This is a genomic window from Halomonas sp. PAMB 3232 (genome assembly GCF_031954225.1).
GTDB lineage: Bacteria > Pseudomonadota > Gammaproteobacteria > Pseudomonadales > Halomonadaceae > Vreelandella.
The window spans coordinates 2091394-2109798 of the sequence record NZ_CP134865.1; the positions used below are offsets into that span (position 1 = coordinate 2091394).

General features: G+C 63.6%; 16 protein-coding genes. 1 reads left to right on the top strand and 15 read right to left on the bottom strand.

Going from position 1 to position 18405, the window contains the following annotated elements; translation table 11 throughout:
• Positions 1–10: 10 nt before the first annotated feature.
• The gene (locus RN346_RS09570; RefSeq protein ID WP_311960978.1) at positions 11–1492 is read left to right on the top strand and encodes an NCS2 family permease; all 1482 of its coding nucleotides are present in this window, start codon (positions 11–13) and stop codon (positions 1490–1492) included.
• Here the strand turns inward: RN346_RS09570 and RN346_RS09575 are convergent.
• From RN346_RS09575 to asd, 15 genes are all read right to left on the bottom strand, one after another.
• On the bottom strand, positions 1455–2777 hold the full coding sequence (locus RN346_RS09575; RefSeq protein WP_311962706.1) for an MATE family efflux transporter: 1323 nt from the start codon (positions 2775–2777) through the stop codon (positions 1455–1457). The genes RN346_RS09570 and RN346_RS09575 overlap by 38 nt on opposite strands.
• Positions 2778–2925: 148 nt before the next feature.
• Positions 2926–3510: a YceI family protein gene (locus RN346_RS09580; protein WP_311960979.1), complete on the bottom strand. Its 585-nt coding sequence runs from the start codon at positions 3508–3510 to the stop codon at positions 2926–2928.
• Positions 3511–3573: 63 nt separating this feature from the next.
• Complete coding sequence (locus RN346_RS09585; protein ID WP_263587030.1) at positions 3574–4131, bottom strand: cytochrome b; 558 nt, start codon at positions 4129–4131, stop codon at positions 3574–3576.
• A gap of 266 nt (positions 4132–4397) precedes the next feature.
• Entirely contained in the window at positions 4398–5606 is a 1209-nt protein-coding gene (locus RN346_RS09590) for an O-succinylhomoserine sulfhydrylase (protein ID WP_311960980.1), read from the bottom strand.
• Positions 5607–5635: 29 nt separating this feature from the next.
• Positions 5636–7156: an amidophosphoribosyltransferase gene (gene purF, locus RN346_RS09595; protein ID WP_263587028.1), complete on the bottom strand. Its 1521-nt coding sequence runs from the start codon at positions 7154–7156 to the stop codon at positions 5636–5638.
• Positions 7157–7255: 99 nt separating this feature from the next.
• Positions 7256–7846, bottom strand: a complete 591-nt coding sequence (locus RN346_RS09600) for a CvpA family protein (protein ID WP_263587027.1) — start codon at positions 7844–7846, stop codon at positions 7256–7258.
• A 2-nt stretch (positions 7847–7848) separates the two neighbouring features.
• Positions 7849–8520, bottom strand: a complete 672-nt coding sequence (locus RN346_RS09605) for an SPOR domain-containing protein (RefSeq protein ID WP_311960981.1) — start codon at positions 8518–8520, stop codon at positions 7849–7851.
• Positions 8521–8578: 58 nt separating this feature from the next.
• Positions 8579–9868, bottom strand: a complete 1290-nt coding sequence (folC, locus tag RN346_RS09610) for a bifunctional tetrahydrofolate synthase/dihydrofolate synthase (RefSeq protein WP_311960982.1) — start codon at positions 9866–9868, stop codon at positions 8579–8581.
• Positions 9861–10865 (bottom strand): acetyl-CoA carboxylase, carboxyltransferase subunit beta, encoded by a 1005-nt coding sequence (gene accD / locus RN346_RS09615; RefSeq protein WP_311960983.1) that lies wholly within the window; start codon positions 10863–10865, stop codon positions 9861–9863. The genes folC and accD overlap by 8 nt, the downstream gene beginning before the upstream one ends.
• 99 nt (positions 10866–10964) lie before the next feature.
• Complete coding sequence (gene trpA, locus RN346_RS09620; protein ID WP_311958017.1) at positions 10965–11768, bottom strand: tryptophan synthase subunit alpha; 804 nt, start codon at positions 11766–11768, stop codon at positions 10965–10967.
• 8 nt (positions 11769–11776) lie between these two features.
• Complete coding sequence (trpB, locus tag RN346_RS09625) at positions 11777–12964, bottom strand: tryptophan synthase subunit beta (protein WP_311962707.1); 1188 nt, start codon at positions 12962–12964, stop codon at positions 11777–11779.
• A 145-nt stretch (positions 12965–13109) separates the two neighbouring features.
• Entirely contained in the window at positions 13110–13739 is a 630-nt protein-coding gene (locus tag RN346_RS09630) for a phosphoribosylanthranilate isomerase (RefSeq protein ID WP_311960984.1), read from the bottom strand.
• A 57-nt stretch (positions 13740–13796) separates the two neighbouring features.
• On the bottom strand, positions 13797–14753 hold the full coding sequence (gene truA, locus RN346_RS09635; RefSeq protein ID WP_311960985.1) for a tRNA pseudouridine(38-40) synthase TruA: 957 nt from the start codon (positions 14751–14753) through the stop codon (positions 13797–13799).
• A 33-nt stretch (positions 14754–14786) separates the two neighbouring features.
• Positions 14787–17024, bottom strand: coding sequence for a FimV/HubP family polar landmark protein (locus tag RN346_RS09640; RefSeq protein ID WP_311960986.1), 2238 nt, complete (start codon positions 17022–17024; stop codon positions 14787–14789).
• Positions 17025–17200: 176 nt separating this feature from the next.
• On the bottom strand, positions 17201–18313 hold the full coding sequence (gene asd / locus RN346_RS09645; RefSeq protein ID WP_263587019.1) for an aspartate-semialdehyde dehydrogenase: 1113 nt from the start codon (positions 18311–18313) through the stop codon (positions 17201–17203).
• Positions 18314–18405: the final 92 nt, after the last annotated feature.

Consider the following 18405-nt stretch of genomic DNA (forward strand, 5'->3'; position numbering starts at 1 on the left):
GAGGCTTTCCATGGCGGCCCACGGCTTTCGCTATCCCTGGTATAAAAAAGAAGACACCGACGCGTTTTTCGCGCTGTTTCAAAACAACATTGCCAACTTCGTGATCATCGCGATCACCATGCTGGGCATGGACTTTCCCGCAGAGATCGTCTTCGGGCAGGTTCTGCCCGGGGCGGCGGTCGCGGTCATGGCGGGCAACTTCTACTACGCCTGGAGTGCGACGCGCTTGGCCCACCGGGAGCAGCGAAGCGACGTGACCGCACTCTCCTACGGTATCTCGACGCCGGTCATGTTCGTCTTTCTTTTCGGCGTGCTGCTACCGGCCAAGCAGTTGACCGGCGATGCCACGCTCGCCTGGCAGGTGGCGGTGGCGGCCTGTTTCATCAGCGGCGCCATCGAGGCGCTGGTGAGCCTGGTCGGGCGCTTCGTGCAACACCATTTGCCGCGAGCGGCCATGCTCGGCGCGGTGGCGGGCGTGGCGCTCACGTTCATCGCCGGCGAAATGCTGTTCAAGACGTTGGAGATGCCGGTCATCGGGCTACTGGTGCTGGGCATTACCATCGTGGGGCTGATCGCCCGGGTGAGCATGCCGTTCAAACTTCCCGCGTCGCTGTTTGCCATCGTGCTGGGCACGGTGATGGCGTACCTGATCGGCGATGCCGGTGGCGAGCGCTTTAGTGACGCCTTCACGCATCTGGGCTTTTATCCGCTGCTGCCGAATTGGGCCTGGTGGGACGGGCTTGGGCTGCTGTTCGGCGGGATGCTGGCGGTGCTGACCGTGGTGCTACCCATCACGCTTTACAACGCCATCGAGACGATGAACAACGTCGAGGCGATGGAAGCCGCCGGCGATAAATACGACGTGCGCGAATGTCAGGCGGTGGACGGCGCAGGCACCATGATCGGCGCGCTGTTCGGCGGCGTGTTTCCAACCACGGTGTACATCGCTACCGTCGGCGCCAAGTGGATGGGCGCCGGGCGCGGCTACAGCATTGCCAACGGCGCGGTGTATGGCCTGGCGACCATGCTTGGGCTGATCGCCGCCCTCGCGGCGATCATTCCCGTTTCCGTGGTCGCCCCCATCCTGGTGTTCGTGGGGATCTCGATGATCGCCACCGCGTTCCAGGCCAACGACACCCGCTACTATCCGGCGGTCGCGCTGGCCATGCTGCCCTACTTCGCCAACTACGTCTCGACCCGCTTCAACCGCGGCGCCGAAGAGGTCGTCAGCGGTATCTCCTCGGCCATCGTGGTGATGGGCCAGGGCGCCATGTTCATGGCCATTCTGCTCGGCGCGATGACGGTGTGCGCCATCGACCACCGCTTTCGCAAGGCGGCCATCTTCGCGCTGGTCGCAGCGGGCTTCTCGTTCGTTGGCCTGATGCACGCACCGAAGCTTGCGCTCAACGCCGCACCGGACTTCGTCATGGGATATCTTGCTATGGCGCTACTGTTTAGCTACTTCGCGTTTCAGAAAGCGCGTCATCCCTGACATCGGCAGGCGCCGCCTGGCGGTGCGGGCGCGACAGTATGCGCCGCAGCACGATCCAGGCGGCGAGTCCGGCCATCACGTTGCCGATCGCGGCGCCGGCGGCCAGCCCCACCCAGCCGAAAAGCAGCGTCCCGAGCCACAGAGACGGCAGGTAGAACACGAACAGCCGCGCGCTGGACAAGAGCATCGCCCGAAGCGGCCAGCCCAGCGCGTTGCCTGCCGACACCACCAGCATGCATACGCCGAGCAGCGCATAGCTTGGCAGCATGAAGCGGATCAGAAGCGTCAGCGCCTCGCGCACCTCCGGGTTACCCGCCAGCGCCGCGGCCACCCAGGGCGCAACGAGTGCCAGCACGATGCCGAGGGCAAGCTGCCACACCAGCGCCACCTTGAGCGCCAGGCGCATCAGCCGATGAATCTGTGCCCAGTCGCCCGCCCCATAGCAGCGGCCAAGCCAGGGCGGCAGCGACATGGTCATGGCGAGAATCACCATCAGTGACATGGTTTCCAGCCGATTCGCCAACCCCCAAGCCGCCACCTGAACATCGCCGAGTCCAGCAACCGCGGTGATCGCCAGCATCGCGGCCAGCGGCGGCATTAACTGGCTGACCATCGCAGGCCCGGCGATACCGATAAAACGTCGCCAGGAGGCTCGCGCTTCAAGAACAATGCCGTCGAACGCCAGCCACCGATGGCGTGCCAGTTTGCGGCTAATCACCGCGAGCCCGACGCCAAAGGCGACGACGCTCGCCCAGGCCGCACCAGGAAGCCCAAGCCCGGGCCAGTCGCCTGCGCCAAAGATCAGCAGCGGGTCGAGCGCCAGGTTGACCGCACTGCTGAGCACCATCATCTTGCCGGGCAGGTAAGTATCGCCATGGGCGCGAAAAAGGCTGTAAACGAAGTATAACAGCGCGGCCAGCCAGGCAGAGAAAAGCTGCGGGCCCCAGTAGGTTCGTATATAGCCAAGTGCAGTATCATCGGCGCCCAGAAGCGTGAAAATAGGCGCCTGCAACAGCCAGAGCAGAATGCACAGCGCGCCGATGACGCCGCCACCGGCGAGCAGTACGAGACTTCCCAGGCGCCGTGCACGCTCGTCTTCGCCCGCCCCCAGCGCCCGAGAGACCAGCGCGGCGATGGCAATTCCCATGCCGACCTGCACGCCGATGATCAAAAACGAGAGCGGAAAGGTGAACGACTGCGCCGCCAGCGGCGCCGTGCCCAGGCGCGCAATGAAAGCGCTATCGACCAGTTGAAAGCCCAGCAGCGCGAGAACGCCGATGGCCATCGGCCAGGTTTGTCGCCACAAGGTGAGGCCCAGAGTGTGCTGACGCGAAGTGGCCAAGACGAAACTCCTATCGAAAATTTTTTGCGACTCAAAACGCAAAAGCGCCACCGCCCCGGCCGGGGCGATGGCGCTTTTTAACACGGTGGACTTACTGGCGGATACCTTCGAACACCACGTAGAGTTCGAGCTCGTGCATGGCTTCCGGGAAGTCGCTCATGTCGATACCGTAGTCGCTTAGGGTGATCATGGTGCTACCCTCGAAACCAGCGCGGTAGTTGCCCCAGGGGTCGTCACCTTCACCGATCAGGGTCACCGGCATTTCGAGTTCCTGGGTTTCGCCGTGCAGCGTCAGCTCGCCGGTCAGCGTGCCTTCGTTGTCACCTTCGGACTCGAAACCGGTCGAGGTGAACGTGGCCGTCGGGTACTCGCTGGCGTTGAGGAAGTCCTCGCTCAGGATATGACGGTCGCGCTCGGCGTGATTGGAGTTCAGGCTATTGACCTGCACTTCCATCTCGACGGTTGAGGCGTCCAGATCGTTTTCGTCGTAGGTGAATTCGCCGGAGAACTCCTCGAAGCTACCCAGAATGTAGGACATGCCCAGGTGGCTGATCTTGAACTGTACGAAGGCGTGCTGGCCTTCGGTATCCACCACGTAATCGGCGGCCTGGGCCTGGCTTAGCGGTACCAGCGCAGCGGCGGCAACGGCAGTTGCAACAAGGCTCTTTTTCAACATTGAAACGTCTCCTCTCTTTCCCTGGTTGAGTCGGGGCGCCCTCCGGCGACCCGGGTGAAATCGTTAAGCTCGGCGTCGGCTATCAGCCGGGCTGAGCATACGCGAAAGCGTCGTATGACGGTTGACGAAATGATGCTTGAGCGCGGCCAGCGCGTGGCCCGCGGCGATGACGATGAGCGTCACCGCGCTGTACCAGTGAATGTCGCCAGCAATGGACGCCTGATTGGGAAGACTCGACAGCACCGCCGGCATCTCGAACCAGTCGAAGACGCTTACGCCTCGCCCGTTCGCCGTCGAAATCAGATAGCCGCTCAGCATTACCAGAAGCAGCAGCACGTACAGGCCGATATGCCCTACGTGGGCGGCAAGGCGCTCGAACCGGCTGCCCTCACCTTCTGGGGTAGGCTGCACGAGCCGCCAGACAATACGCGCGGTGGTGACCATCAACAGCAGGATACCGATCGAGCGGTGTACCCAAGGCCCCTGATTGTACCAGGGGTCGTAGTAGCCAAGACCGGTCATCCACCAGCCTAGTATAAAAAGGCCGATCACGGTCAAGGCACTGAGCCAGTGAAACGAAATGCTGACAAGCCCCCACCCGCTTCGTGTATTGCGCCACATGCCCCGGTCCCTAATGAAGAGTTACCGTCTTTTGTTGTCAGAACGGTAAATAAGGTTTTGATTTGGAAAGTGGGCAGAGCATAACGGTTTACCGGTGTGAGCACCGCTGAAAAAAGCGGGACAGTTCGTTCGTAAAAACCGTTTATTACCACGCTAACAATACGGTTGGCGTCAACATTTTCGAACGCCACCTTCACATTTGGACGATTCAAACACGAAAAACCCCGCCAGGGCGGGGTTTGAAGAGAGCTGAAAGAGCCCTTGCACTAGCCTGCCAGCGCATCGAGCCCGCGGGCAAGGTCAGCGCGGATGTCCTGCTGGTCCTCCAGCCCCACCGCGATGCGGATCAGCCCCGGGGCAATCCCGGCGGCCTCGCGCTGGGCATCAGACAGCCGGCCATGGGTCGTCGTGCCCGGGTGGGTGATGGTGGTTTTGACATCGCCCAGGTTGCCAGTGATCGACAAAAGCCGTGTGGCATCGATCACCTGCCAGGCACCCTCCTGGCCGTTGACGACCTCGACCCCCAGCACGGCGCCGAAGCCGCGCTGCTGTTTTTTGGCCAGTGCGTGCTGGGCGTGATGCTCAAGACCGCTGTAGTGCACGCGCTCGACCGCCGGATGCTCGGCGAGCCACCTGGCCAGCGCCAGGGCATTTTCACTATGAGCCTTCATGCGCAGCGAGAGCGTCTCGAGCCCCTTGGTGAAAATCCAGGCGTTGAACGGGCTCAGGCAAGGGCCACAGGTGCGCACCACGCCGAACACCTCTTCGAGCAGATCAAAGCGCCCTACCACGGCGCCGCCGATGGCGCGCCCCTGCCCGTCCAGGTACTTGGTCGCCGAGTGGATCACGAGATCAGCGCCCAGCGCGATGGGCTGCTGAAGTGCCGGGGTCAAAAAGCAGTTATCGATGGCAAGCAAAGCGCCATGCTCTTTGGCGATCCTTGAAAGCGCTGCGATGTCCGCCACCTCAGACAGCGGGTTCGACGGCGTTTCGGCAAACAGTAGTTTGGTGGCGGGCGTCATCGCCTGCCGCCAGGCCTCGAGATCGGAAAGCTCGACGTAACGCGTGGTAATGCCGAACTTGCCCAGATACTTGTCGAACAAGCTTACCGTCGAGCCAAACAGCGAGCGCGAGGCGACGATCTCGTCGCCCTGGGAGAGCAGCGCCAGCGCCGTCGAAAGAATCGCCGCCATGCCGGAGCTGGTCGCGACACAGCGCTCCCCGCCTTCGAGCGCCGCCAGACGGCGCTCGAAGGTATGCACGGTCGGGTTGGTGAAGCGGGAATAGACGTTGCCGGCTTCCTTGCCACCGAACTTGCGCGCCGCCTCGGCGGCGCTTTCGTAGACGAAGCTCGAGGTCGGAAAGATCGGCTCGGAATGCTCCTGCTCGAACGTCCGGTGATGGCCGGCGCGAATGGCCAGCGTGTCCAGCGCGTACTCGGGAGCGTCGTTTGAGTGATCGAAGTCGTCCTGCATAAAGCTACCTTTGGCAATCCGTGGGCGTGTCAGTCGTCCAGATCGTCGTCCTGGTTGTGCATGTCGACCAGCGCGTGATCGCCGGCGCTTTGATCCTTGGCGGCATCGTTGCGGTTGGCTTCCAGCACGGCCAGGTACGCCTCGTCGATATCGCCGGTCACGTAGTGTCCGTCGAAGACCGAGCAGTCGAACTCCTTCATGTCGGGGTTCACTTCGCGGCACGCCTCTTTCAGGTCGTCAAGGTCCTGATAGAAAATGCGGTCGGCGCCGATCAGCTCGCCCACTTCCGCTTCCGTGCGCCCATGAGCGATCAGCTCCGAGGCGACCGGCATGTCGATGCCGTAGACGTTCGGGTAGCGAACCGGCGGCGCGGCGGAGGCGAAGTAGACGTTGCGCGCGCCGGCGTCGCGAGCCATCTGGATGATCTGCTTGCAGGTCGTGCCGCGCACGATGGAGTCGTCCACGAGCAGCACGTTCTTGCCGCGAAACTCGACGTCGATCGCGTTGAGCTTTTGACGCACTGATTTTTTGCGCTGGGTTTGGCCCGGCATGATGAACGTCCGCCCGATGTAGCGGTTCTTCATGAACCCTTCGCGATAGGTCACGCCCAGGTGCTGTGCCATCTCCAGCGCCGAGGTGCGCGAGGTATCGGGAATCGGGATGACCACGTCGATATCGTGATCCGGCCACTCGTTGAGGATACGATCGCCAAGCTTCCGGCCCATCTGCATGCGCGTGCCGTACACATAGGCGCCGTCGAGCAGCGAGTCCGGGCGCGCGAGATAAACGTGCTCGAAAATGCAGGAGTAAAGCTCGGGGCGATCCGCACACACCTGGGTGTGGTAGTTGCCCTGCATGTCGACGAAGATCGCCTCGCCCGGGCCCAGGTCGCGCTCGAGCTCGAAGCCACCGACATCCAGCGCCACGGACTCGGACGCGATCATGACCTCCTGGGTATCGCCCTCCTGACGGGTACCGAACACCACCGGGCGAATGCCGTGCGGATCGCGAAATGCGACCATGCCGAAGCCGTTGATGATCGCTACCGCCGCATAGCCGCCCTTGCAGCGACGATGCACCCGGCGCACCGCATCGAAGATGTCCTCGGCGGTCAAATGCAGGCCTTGCTTTCCGAGCTCGTGGGCGAACACGTTGAGCAGCACTTCCGAATCGGAGCTCGTATTGATGTGGCGAAGATCGGTCGAAAAAAGCTCCTGCTTCAACTGCTCGGAGTTGGTCAGGTTACCGTTGTGCGCCAGCGCAATGCCGTAGGGCGAGTTGACGTAAAACGGCTGGGATTCGGCTTCGCTCGAGGAGCCCGCCGTTGGGTAGCGCACGTGACCGATCCCCAGATGACCTTTCAAGCGCGCCATGTGGCGGGTGTGGAAGACATCGCGCACCAGGCCATTGCTCTTGCGCAGTAGAAAGCGTCCCTCGCTCCACGTCATCATGCCCGCGGCGTCCTGCCCTCGGTGCTGAAGTACGGTCAGCGCATCGTAAATGCCCTGATTCACCGCTTGCCCGGCCAGAAGGCCCACAATACCGCACATTCGTGTTACCTCTCTTTGTGCTGCGGCTTACCCCAAGGCAAGCTCGAGCGTGTTCAAACCTGAATGTTACTTGTCCGCCATCGCTATTTCCCCGCCGCGTCAACGCACGTTCGAGGAGGGCAAAGGCGCACTCGAGGAGTCGTCCGACGGCCCAAACGAGCGAAGCTCGGGCAGGCTGATATCGCGAAGCGATTCGGGCGCTCGGGGAAGCTCGCGCTCCCATTGATTAAGCTGGCTGACGGCCCAGTCTCTTAGTTCGATGAAGGGGGGGCGTAGGCTCGCCTGCTGCCAGGCCTGTAAATCCGAAAACGGCGTCAAGGTGATCAGGACCGTAGCGATCAACAGCACCACTACGCCCCGGGCCAGGCCAAAGGCGGCGCCGGCGAAGCGGTTCAAAAGCCCCATGCCGACCCACACGATCGCTGCGTGCACCAGTCGAATCACGATGCCGCAAAGCAGAATCACCGCAAAGATCACCAGCGCAAAGGCCAACACCAGGCGCGCATCGTAGCTGTCGATCATGCCGCTCAAGAGCTCGGCGACCGGATCGGCGAGCACCCGGGCCACCATTAGCGCCACGACCCAGGCGCTCAGCCCCAGCGCTTCACGAACGAAGCCACGCAAAAACCCCACCATCATGGACAGCGCCATCACGGCCAGAAACAGCGCGTCGAGCCAGGTCAGCGCCATCGTCAATCTCTAACCCGCACCAGCAGCCCCTGAACGTTGGCCCGCTGTTTGATCAGCGCCATCGCCGACTCACCCTCTTCCGAGGTGGCATAGGGGCCGACGTAGACCGAGGTGAGGTTGTTGTCCCGCGCGCGGCGAAACGCGCTGAACCCCTGGTTCGAAAGCTGCTCCGAGAGGCGCTGGGCGTTGGAGATATCGCCGAAGCTGCCAACTTGAACCGCCCACTCACCCTGCGCGGCAGTCGCGGGTGCCGAGGCGGATTGGCTCGCACTCGATGACGTGCTCGACGTTGCCGTGTTGGCCGCCACGATCTCGGCGATCGGGTCCGACTGGGCCGGCGTCTCTTCTGTCGGCTGCGAGGCGTTGGAGCCACTCTGGGCGGCGGCGACGCGATCGGTGAGGGGTGCTCGGGGGTCGGCCGGCACGGCATCAATAGCCTCCTGACCATCGCCACCCTGGGCCGATTCACCGTCGGTCAGCGCCTCGACGCTCGCCGGTGCCTGGGGTGCGGGCACGTCACGACGCGCCACGCTTTCGGGCTGTTCAATGACGAACGTGGGCTGAGGACGCTCCTCGCGAGGAGCCGGGTCGCCCATCAGCCACGGCACGAAAATCGCCAGCAGCGCCAGGAGTATCACGATTCCGCTAATGCGTTCCGCTTTACCGTATTTCATATCCCTCTCCTTACAGCGTGGGGCCGGCTCGAGCGCCAGATGTAGCGCGGTGGCTGTGTCAGGCCTGCGGCAGCGGGTACTCCAAAAGCGCGGCAACGGTTTTGAACGACCCCATGGCGAGTACGCGATCACGGCCGTCGAGCTCGGCCCCAATGATGTCGACGCCCTGTGTAGGAGAATCGGCCAAAGCGTGAACCACGCCGCCCTTCGCTCTAATGCGCTCGGCAAGATCCTCGGCGGGCCGCCCGCGCTCACCGTCAAGGCTGACGCAGACCCAGTCGCTGATGCAAGGCATCAGGGCCTCCAGCACGCCATCGGCGTCCTTGTCCTTGAGCATACCGATCAGCGCCCACTGGCGAGCGCCTTCCTCGAGCGTTGGCAAACGGCTGGCGACGTAACGAGCGGCGTGGGGGTTGTGGCCTACGTCCAGGCACCACTGACCGATCCACTGCATCCTGCCGGCCACGATAAGCGAGCGAAACGCCTGGTTGACCAGTGCGGCGTCGAAGCTTACACCGACGAGCGCTAGCGCCTGGAGTGCGGTGGCGGCGTTGTCGATGGGAAGCCCCGGGTCGATGAGCGCATCCAGGGAGACGGTGTCGCCTTCGTCGGTCAAGCCGTGCCAGCACCAGCGGGTGATCAGATCGTTACTCGCCTTGGCGTCAGCGCTGTGCTTGAAGGCCACGCCCAGCGCATGAAGCGTCGAGGCCATTTCGATAGCGGTCTCGGCGACGCTCACCGGCAGAGACCGGCTGCCTAACACGGCGGGCTTCAGCGGCCGGAAAATACCGGCTTTTTCGCGACCGATCTGCTCAATGTCGGTGCCCAGGTAATCGGCGTGATCGAGGGCGACAGTCGTCACGATACTCACGTCCGGCTCAACGATATTGACCGCGTCCAGACGCCCACCCAATCCCACTTCCAGAAACGCCAGATCCAGCGCCTGCTGAGAAAGACACCACAGCGCACAGAGCGTTCCCGCCTCGAAATAGGTCAGGCTGATCGCCGGCTCCTGAGTGCGCGCCTTTTCGACCCGCTCGAAGCCTTCGATCAACTCGGTGTCACCGGCAAGCTGGCCGTTGATCGTTACGCGCTCGTTGTAGCGTACCAGGTGCGGCGAGGTATAGGTGCCGGTGCGGTAGCCGTGAGCGCGGGCGACGGCCTCCATCATGGCAAGCGTCGAGCCCTTGCCGTTGGTGCCTGCCACCATGACTACGCGCGTGGCGACCGGTCGCTCCAAAAGGCCCATGCGCTCGGCCACGTTTGACACGCGCTCGAGCCCCATGTCGATACCCACCGGGTGCAGGGTTTCCAGGTGTTCGAGCCAGCCGGCTAACGTGTCAGGCATTGCGGTTGGCTTCATCGTTTGAAGAGCCGGTCGGGGCCGCCTTGGACTTGGCTTCGACCTCGCTTGCCAACGCCTCCTCGTCTACCACCGGCTCATTGACCTCGGCCGCTGCCTCGACGCTCTCCTGATCAAGAGGGCGCGCGCTCTGGTGGGTGAGCTTGCGCAGTACGCCGCCGACCCGCTCGCGCATTTCGTGGCGATGAACGATCATGTCGACGGTGCCGTGCTCGAGCAAAAACTCGCTGCGCTGGAACCCTTCCGGAAGCGTTTCGCGCACCGTCTGCTCGATGACCCGCGGGCCGGCAAAGCCGATCAGCGCGTTGGGCTCGGCGATGTTGAGATCACCCAGCATCGCAAGCGACGCCGACACGCCGCCGAAGACCGGGTCGGTCAGCACGGAGACATAAGGCACGCCCGCCTGCTTGAGCTTTTCCAGCGCCGCGGAGGTCTTGGCCATCTGCATCAGGGAGAACAGCGCCTCCTGCATGCGCGCCCCGCCGGAGGCGCCAAAGCAGACCAGCGGAATTTCCTCTTCGAGGGCGACGGTCGCCGCGCGGACGAATTTCTCGCCCACGATCGCGCCCATCGAGCCGCCCATGAAGGTGAATTCAAACGAGACGGCGACGATCGGCAGACCGTCGAGCTCGCCGCGCATGGCGATCAGTGCATCCTTCTCGCCGGTCTCCTTCTGAGCGGCGCTCAAACGGTCCTTGTACTTTTTGGAGTCCTTGAACTTGAGCCGGTCGACGGGTTCGAGATCGGCGGCGATCTCCTCGCGCCCTTGCTTGTCCAAAAACCAGTCAAGACGTTTGCGCGCGGTCAGCCTCAAGTGGTGGTCGCACTTGGGGCAAACGTTTTGATGTTTTTCCAGCTCCGGCAGGTAGAGAACCGCTTCACACTTGGGGCATTTACGCCAAAGACCGTCGGGCACGCTGGCACGACGGTCCTTACGCTGGATACGGCCCATGGAGGGTACGATTTTGTCTAACCAGCTCATATCAAAAAGGCTTCCGTAGTCGTCAACGCCCGGCCTTGCCAGGCTGTGAGTGTCGTCGATCAAAGTTCGTCATAAAAACAGTTTAGCCGATGAAGAGGCTCAGGCGTCCATCGCGGTGCGCATCTCGGCAAGCACGCTTTTAAGCTCGCCGGCGATCACCTCCGGCGTCTCCAGATTGTCGGCAATGCGGTTCACCAGCGCACTGCCGACGATGACCCCATCGGCCACTTTGGAGACTTCGGCGGCGGTGACGCCGTCGCGAATGCCAAAGCCCACGCAGAGCGGGAGATTCGTCATTTCACGCAGCGGCGCGAGATGCTCGGCCACGTCCTGGGCGTTGAGCGTGGCGGCGCCGGTGACGCCCTTGAGCGACACGTAATAAAGGTACCCTTCACCGTGGGCGCATATTGTAGCGGCTCGGGCATTGGAAGTGGTAGGTGCAACCAGGAAAATTGCCGCCAAATCACGTGCTTTCAATAGCGGCCCGAACTCCTCGGCCTCCTCTGGCGGCATGTCCACCACCAGTACACCGTCCACGCCAACGCTTGCCGCCCGGTCGGCGAAATGGGCATAGCCAATGCGTTCGATCGGATTCAGATAGCCCATCAGCACCACCGGCGTTTCACTATCGGCCTGGCGAAACTCGGCGACCATGTCCAGAAGGTCCACCAGCCGGGTGCCTTTGGAGAGTGCGCGCTCGCAGGCCTTTTGAATCACCGGGCCGTCGGCCATGGGGTCGGAAAACGGCACGCCCAGCTCGATCACGTCGGCACCGGCCTCGACCAGGGCGTGCATGAAGCCCACGGTGTGCTCCGGGCCCGGGTCGCCGGCAGTGATGTAGGGGATCAAGGCCTTGCGGCCCTGGCGTTTGAGTTCGTCGAAGCGCTGATCGATACGGTTCATGCTCACCCTTAAAACTTGAGTCCATCAATGTCGGCAACGGTCATGATGTCCTTGTCGCCACGACCCGAGAGATTGACCACGATATGCTGGTCAGCGCGCATGGTCGGCGCCAGCACCTTGGCGTGCGCCAGCGCGTGGGCGGACTCCAGCGCCGGCATGATGCCTTCCATGCGGGTCAGCTCGCGAAACGCCTCGAGCACCTCTTTATCGTTGGCAGCCACGTAGTTGACGCGCCCGGCATCCTTCCAGAGCGAATGCTCCGGACCCACGCCCGGGTAGTCGAGCCCGGCAGAGATCGAGTGAGTGTCCGACACCTGCCCCGCTTCGTCAGACATCAAATAGGTACGGTTGCCGTGCAGCACGCCTCTGGGGGCATTGGAGGCCAAAGGGGCGGCGTGGCGGCCGGTTTCGACGCCGTCGCCGCCGGCTTCGACGCCGTACATGGCGACATCGTCATCCTCCAGAAACGGGTAAAAGAGCCCGATGGCGTTGGAGCCACCGCCCACGCAGGCGACCAGCGCATCCGGCAGCCGACCGATCTGCTCGAGCGACTGTCTGCGCGCTTCCCGCCCGGTCACGGCGTTGAAGTCACGCACCAGCTGTGGGTACGGGTGCGGGCCCGCCACGGTGCCGATGATGTAGAAGGTGTTATCGACGTTGGTGACCCAGTCCCTGAGCGCCTCGTTCATGGCGTCCTTCAGCGTGCGCGTGCCGGACTCGACCGGAATCACCCGAGCGCCGAGCAGGTGCATGCGGTAAACGTTGAGCTTCTGGCGCTCGACGTCCTGAGCCCCCATGTAGACGTCGCACTCAAGCCCCAGCCGTGCCGCGACCGTAGCGGTGGCCACACCGTGCTGGCCGGCGCCGGTTTCGGCGATCACCCGAGGCTTGCCGGTCTTTTTCGCCAACAGCGCCTGGCCGATGGTGTTGTTCACCTTGTGCGCGCCGGTGTGGTTCAAATCCTCGCGCTTGAGCCAGATCTGCGCGCCGCCGAGCGACTCGGACCAGCGTTTGGCATGATAAAGCGGTGAGGGTCGGCCGACATAATGGGCCAGATCGAAATCGAACTCGGCCTGAAAGTCCGGGTCGTCGCGCAGGCTGGCGTAGGTCTTTTCCAGGTCTTCGAGCGCGAAGCTCAGGGTTTCCGACACGAAGCGACCACCGTAGGGGCCGTAGTGGCCGCGCGCGTCCGGCATTTTGGTCAAATCGCTGAACCGGGTCTTCACAGTTTCGGTATCACCAGTCGCTGAAACAGTCACAGAGGTACCTCACAAGATCGCCCGAGCAGGCAAACGGTAAATGAACGTGGTTATTGAGTGAATAGAACCTGATGGCCTCGACTCAGTGGCAAGCCCCGGCGTCGCCGAGTGCTACCTGGCGCACGAAACCGCTCATCGCCACCGGGTCCTTGACGCCCGGGGCGGCCTCGATACCACCGGAGACATCCAGCGCAAAAGGCGCTACGCGCGCCACCGCGTCACCGGCGTTGGCCGGGGTCAATCCACCGGCGAGGATAACAGGTTTTTCGAGATCTGCGGGAATTCTGGACCAGTCGAAGGTCTCCCCGGTTCCGCCGGGAACACCAGGTCGATAGGCGTCGAGCAGCAGCGCCCGGGCGCCCGAGTACTCCCGCGCCGCGCGCTGAAGATCCACGTCGTCGCGCATGCGCAGCGCCTTGATCCAGGGCCGCCCGAACTGCTCGCAAAACGCCGCTGATTCGTTACCGTGGAACTGCAGCAGATCGAGAGTCGGCAGACACCGCTCAATGACCTCAACCGGCTGGTCGACGAAGAGCCCGACCCTTGTGACGAAGGCCGGCACTCGGGCACTCAACGCCTCCAGACGCGCTTTGGAAACGGCGCGCTTGCTGCCCGGCCACATGACGAACCCCAGCGCGTCGACGCCGAGGCCCACGGCGGCGTCGATATCCTCCGCTCGGGTCATTCCACAAAACTTGATGCGCGTGCGCATGGCGCTTCTCCGGATAACGGGGCTTTAGGGCCTGCAAAGCCGTTGGCCCGGCAAGGCTTAGCTTGCAGAATTTTCATCAACAGGATTTTCGCGGGCAGGCGAATCCATTTTGGGGGCGAAAGAAAGCTTGCGGCGAGCGGCGATGCGCGGATTGTCTGGAAGCGTACGGTCACCGGTCCACTCACCGGTGAACGCCAGAAGATGGGGCCCCAGCGGCTCGCGGGGAAGCGCGAAGCGCTCGTCGAAGACCGAGTCGACGAAGTGAAGCCCGCAGGCCGGCGCGGTGACGTCTCCATCCCGGCGGCTTTTCTTCGCCAGTAGCGCCGCAATGTAGCTTTCATCCTTTGCGCCGCGCCCCACGCTTGCCAGTGCCCCCGCGATATTGCGGATCATGTGGTGCAAAAAGGCGTTGCCCTGAATATCGATCACCACCAGCTGGCCAAACCGGCTCACTTCGCAAAAGTGCATTTGCCGCCAGGGCGTTTTGGATTGGCACCCCGCCGCGCGAAAGCTCGAAAAGTCGTGCTCGCCCACCAGCGCCTGGGCGGCGCGATGCATGGCGGGCGCATCCAGCGGGTCGCGACACCAGGTGACCTGATGGCGCTCGAGCACCGGGCGGCTGGGCTGGTTCAGGAAGACGTAGCGGTAGCGCCGTGCCAGCGCCCCCAAGCGAGAGTGGAAATCGTCGCCGACCGGTTTGACCCAGCGAATGGCGACATCCCTGGGGAGGTTGGTATTGGCGCCGAAGATCCAGGCCTTTTCGCTGCGCGCGGCCGGCGGGTCGAAGTGAACGATCTGGCGGGTCGCGTGGACGCCGGAGTCGGTGCGACCGCTTGCGTGGATCTGCACCGGCGCGCCGGCCACTTTAGCCAGCGCCTCCTCCACCGCCGCCTGAACGGAAGCGGCGTGCTTCAAGCGTTGAAAGCCGCAAAAGCGCGTGCCGTCGTATTCGATACCGAGCGCCAGCCGTCCGTCGAGCGGCGTGGTTTCATCGAAATGGTAAAAAAGCGTCATCAGCCACGCCGTATTGGAAATCAGGGAAAAGGGTCAGCCATTATCCCGACGTCGCGGTTTAAATGCTACCTCCTCGATTTCCCACTCGGGGCTCGACGCTGGCGTCTCGGCTACGGGCGGCGGGTACTCACTCGGGGCAGACGGCGCTTCATCGGTAGTCGTCAGGCTTTCAGGCCGGTAGTCGATGGTATGGTTGGGCGGCCGAGCCGGCTTTTGAGGCGCCAGCGCCAGTGCTTCCTCTTCCTCTGCCGTGGCGGGTGCGGGCTCCCCGACGCTCGACGCCATCGAGGCCCCACCCTCTTCCCACTCGCTTGGCGCTGGCCGAACGCGCGCTTGGCCGCTCAAGGCGCGACGCTCGAGCGCCAGGGTCTGTGGCGCGGGCGCCTCGGTGATGGCGTGAAAGGTCGGGGGTTCTTGTGCCTCGCGGGCGCGCTCTTTCTCGCCGAGCGACACGTTTGTCGGCGCGGGTTCCTCGACGGCGGCGGGCGGCACGGCGGCGGGCGGTTCGGGCTGGTGGGCGGCCTCCGGTGCAGGCGCTTTGGTTGGCTCCACGGGCGCGGCACTTGCCGGCGCGGCGGGCTTTACGGTGGGCTCGGCCCGGGCGGGGCCGGCGGGTGCGGGCCTGGCCGACGCGTCAGGGCTCACGGGCGGCGGCGCGGCGACTGGGGCAGGCTCCCACTGGCGCTCGCGGCGTTTGCGACTGATCACCATCGCGGCCAGCAATAGCGCCAACCCAAGCCCTACCGGCCAGACCCAGTGCTCGCGTAAAAGCGCCAGCGGCCCGAGAGAAACCTCGCGGGCGCTGCTTTGCGCCGCCGTGCTGGGCGCCGGTGCGTCAGGCGCCGCCGCGCCAGATAGCGTTTGGGTCGTTGGCGTCTGAGCAGGAGTCGAGGCCAGGGCGCGCACCTCGTCGAGCGCCTGGCGCAGCTCGGCCACCTCAAGTGTGAGCGACTCGATCTCGGCGGCCTGGCGCGCCTGCTCGTCGAGCATCGCGCGATACTCGCTTTCCGTCGGCGCGGCTTCGACCGTGGCGAAAGGCGAAAGCGATGCCAACACCTGGCCAAGCACATCGGTGGACAGCGGGCTGTTGGCCCAGGCCCGACCGTCGGGGATCGGCTCGCCGCTGACCGCCAGTGCCGCCTCGATACTTTGCGGTGTGACCTCCCGGCTCGGCGTCTCACTGGCCAGATCGTTCATCAGCGCAAGCGCCTCGACCAACTCGCCACCGTCCCCTGCGACCTCTTCGCGCTCTTCTTCTCCAGCGCTTTCCGCCATCAGCGGCGCGTCCGTGGCTGGTGAGCGCTCGCTGGGTGCAGGCGCCTCGGTTGGCAGACGCTCGGCGGAATCTGCGGGCTCTTCAAGCGGAGCGTTTTGCGCCATTTGTGAGCTGGAGGCCAGCGGCGGGTCGGACTCAATACCGGGCGCTTGGGTCGCCGCGCTTCGCACAGTGACGGCCTGCGCCGCCTGCTGCGGGCTAAGGCGCAACGCCTGCTCTCGTCCCGGGATCTCGAGGCGCTGGCCAACTCTGAGAGTGTCGATGCCACCGCTTTCGAAGGCCGCCGGGTTGGCATCGGCCAGGGCGATGACCATCTGCTGAACGTCGACGCCGGGCGGGCGGGTGCGAAGCGCGATGTTCCACAGCGTGTCGCCGCGGGCGACCGTGGCATAGGATGCACCTGGCGAGGACGTGCCTGTTGAGGACGTGCCTGTTGAGGACGTGCCTGTTGAGGACATGCCTGTTGAGGTCGTGCCTGTCGAGGACGCCGTTGGCGCGTCCCACGGCGCGTTGGAAGACAAGGCAGCTGCCGGCGCCGGTTGCGAAGGCGAGGAAACCGGCGCGGGAGGGGCGGCAAGCCGAGTGTCCGTCGTGCCGGGCAGATAATCCACCGGGTCAAACAGCAGCGTAACCATCTGCGTCTGGCGACCTCGCGGGGTGGTCAGCGTAATCAGCACGTCGAGCCAAGGCGTATCGACGGCGCGGGCGCCGCTCAAGCGTAAGAACGTACGCCCGTTCTGACGCACTGGCATGACCTCGACGTCAGAGAGCAGCGGCGACCAGGCAAGGCCCAGAGCGCTGAACGCGGCGGGCTCGGCCACGGCTGCGTTGATATCCTCGACACGCAGATTATCGGCGGCCAGCAGGCTGATCCTGGCATCGAGCGGTGCCTGCAGCGGCGAAAGCGTCGTGGCCGGCCCGAACTCTACGGCAAGCGTTGCCGGACTGAGCGTTGCAAGAGCGCACCAGACGCCCCCGGCGAGCGTTTTTTTCATCCAGGCCCCTCGAGATTGATTACCCAGCGCCCACCGCGCAGGCACTCCATCATACTTTATTACCATACCCCAGTGAGTACGACCCTCCTACGCGAGTTTAGCGATTTTTTTAGCCGGGCAAATAAAAAGGGAGGCCGCCTGGGCCTCCCTTTTTCAAGCGATGACTACGCTCGCGATCAGTGCTCGCGCAGAATTTTCAGCATGCGCTTGAGCGGCTCCGCCGCGCCCCACAGAAGCTGGTCGCCAACGCTAAAGGCGGAGAGATACTCGCCGCCCATGTTGAGCTTACGCAACCGCCCTACCGGCACGTCCAGCGTGCCGGTCACGGCGGTCGGCGTGAGGCCGGCGATGGTCGCTTCCTTGTCGTTGGGAATCAGCTTGACCCAGTCGTTATGCTTGGCGATGCGGTCCTCGATCTCGTCGAGCGGCACATCCTGCTTGAGCTTGATGGTGAACGCCTGGCTGTGCGAGCGCATGGCGCCAATGCGCACGCAAAGTCCGTCGATCGGAATCGGGTTGTCGCCAAGCCCCAGAATCTTGTTGGTCTCGACGAAGCCCTTCCACTCTTCGCGGCTTTGACCGCTGTCGAGCTTGCTGTCGATCCAGGGGATCAGGCTACCGGCCAAGGGTGCTGTAAAGTTCTCAGTGGGGAAATCCCCTCCGCGCATTTTGGCGGTCACCTGGCGGTCGATCTCCAGAATGGCGCTGGCCGGATCGGCAAGCTCCGACGCCACGCTTTCGCGCAGATCGCCCATCTGGTTCAAAAGCTCGCGCATGTGCTTGGCGCCGGAGCCGGAGGCGGCCTGGTAGGTCATCGAGGTCATCCACTCGATCATGTTGGCCTCGAAAAGCCCGCCTAGCCCCATTAGCATCAGGCTGACGGTACAGTTGCCGCCCACGAAGGTTTTAGCGCCCTTGGCCAGCTGCTCGTCGATGACGTGGCGATTGACCGGGTCGAGCACGATGGTCGCTTCGTCTTCCATGCGCAGGGTGCTGGCGGCGTCGATCCAGTAGCCGTTCCAACCGCTGTTGCGCAGATCGCCGTACACCTTTTTGGTGTAGTCGCCGCCCTGGCAGGTAATGATCACGTCCAGCGCCTTGAGCGCCTCGATATCGAAGGCGTCCTTGAGCGCAGGCACGTCGACACCGATGTCGGGGCCTGGCTGGCCGACCTGAGAGGTGGTGAAGAACACCGGTTCGATGCCGTTGAAATCACCCTCTTCCTGCATACGGTTCATGAGTACCGAACCCACCATGCCCCGCCAACCGACAAAACCGACCTTCAACATGCTTTGATCTCCCGTAAATTGAATCCTGTCTCACCACTATAACAAAAGACGTCGGCCGCTGCGCAAAGCGGCCGACGCCGTGGAAAACGAAG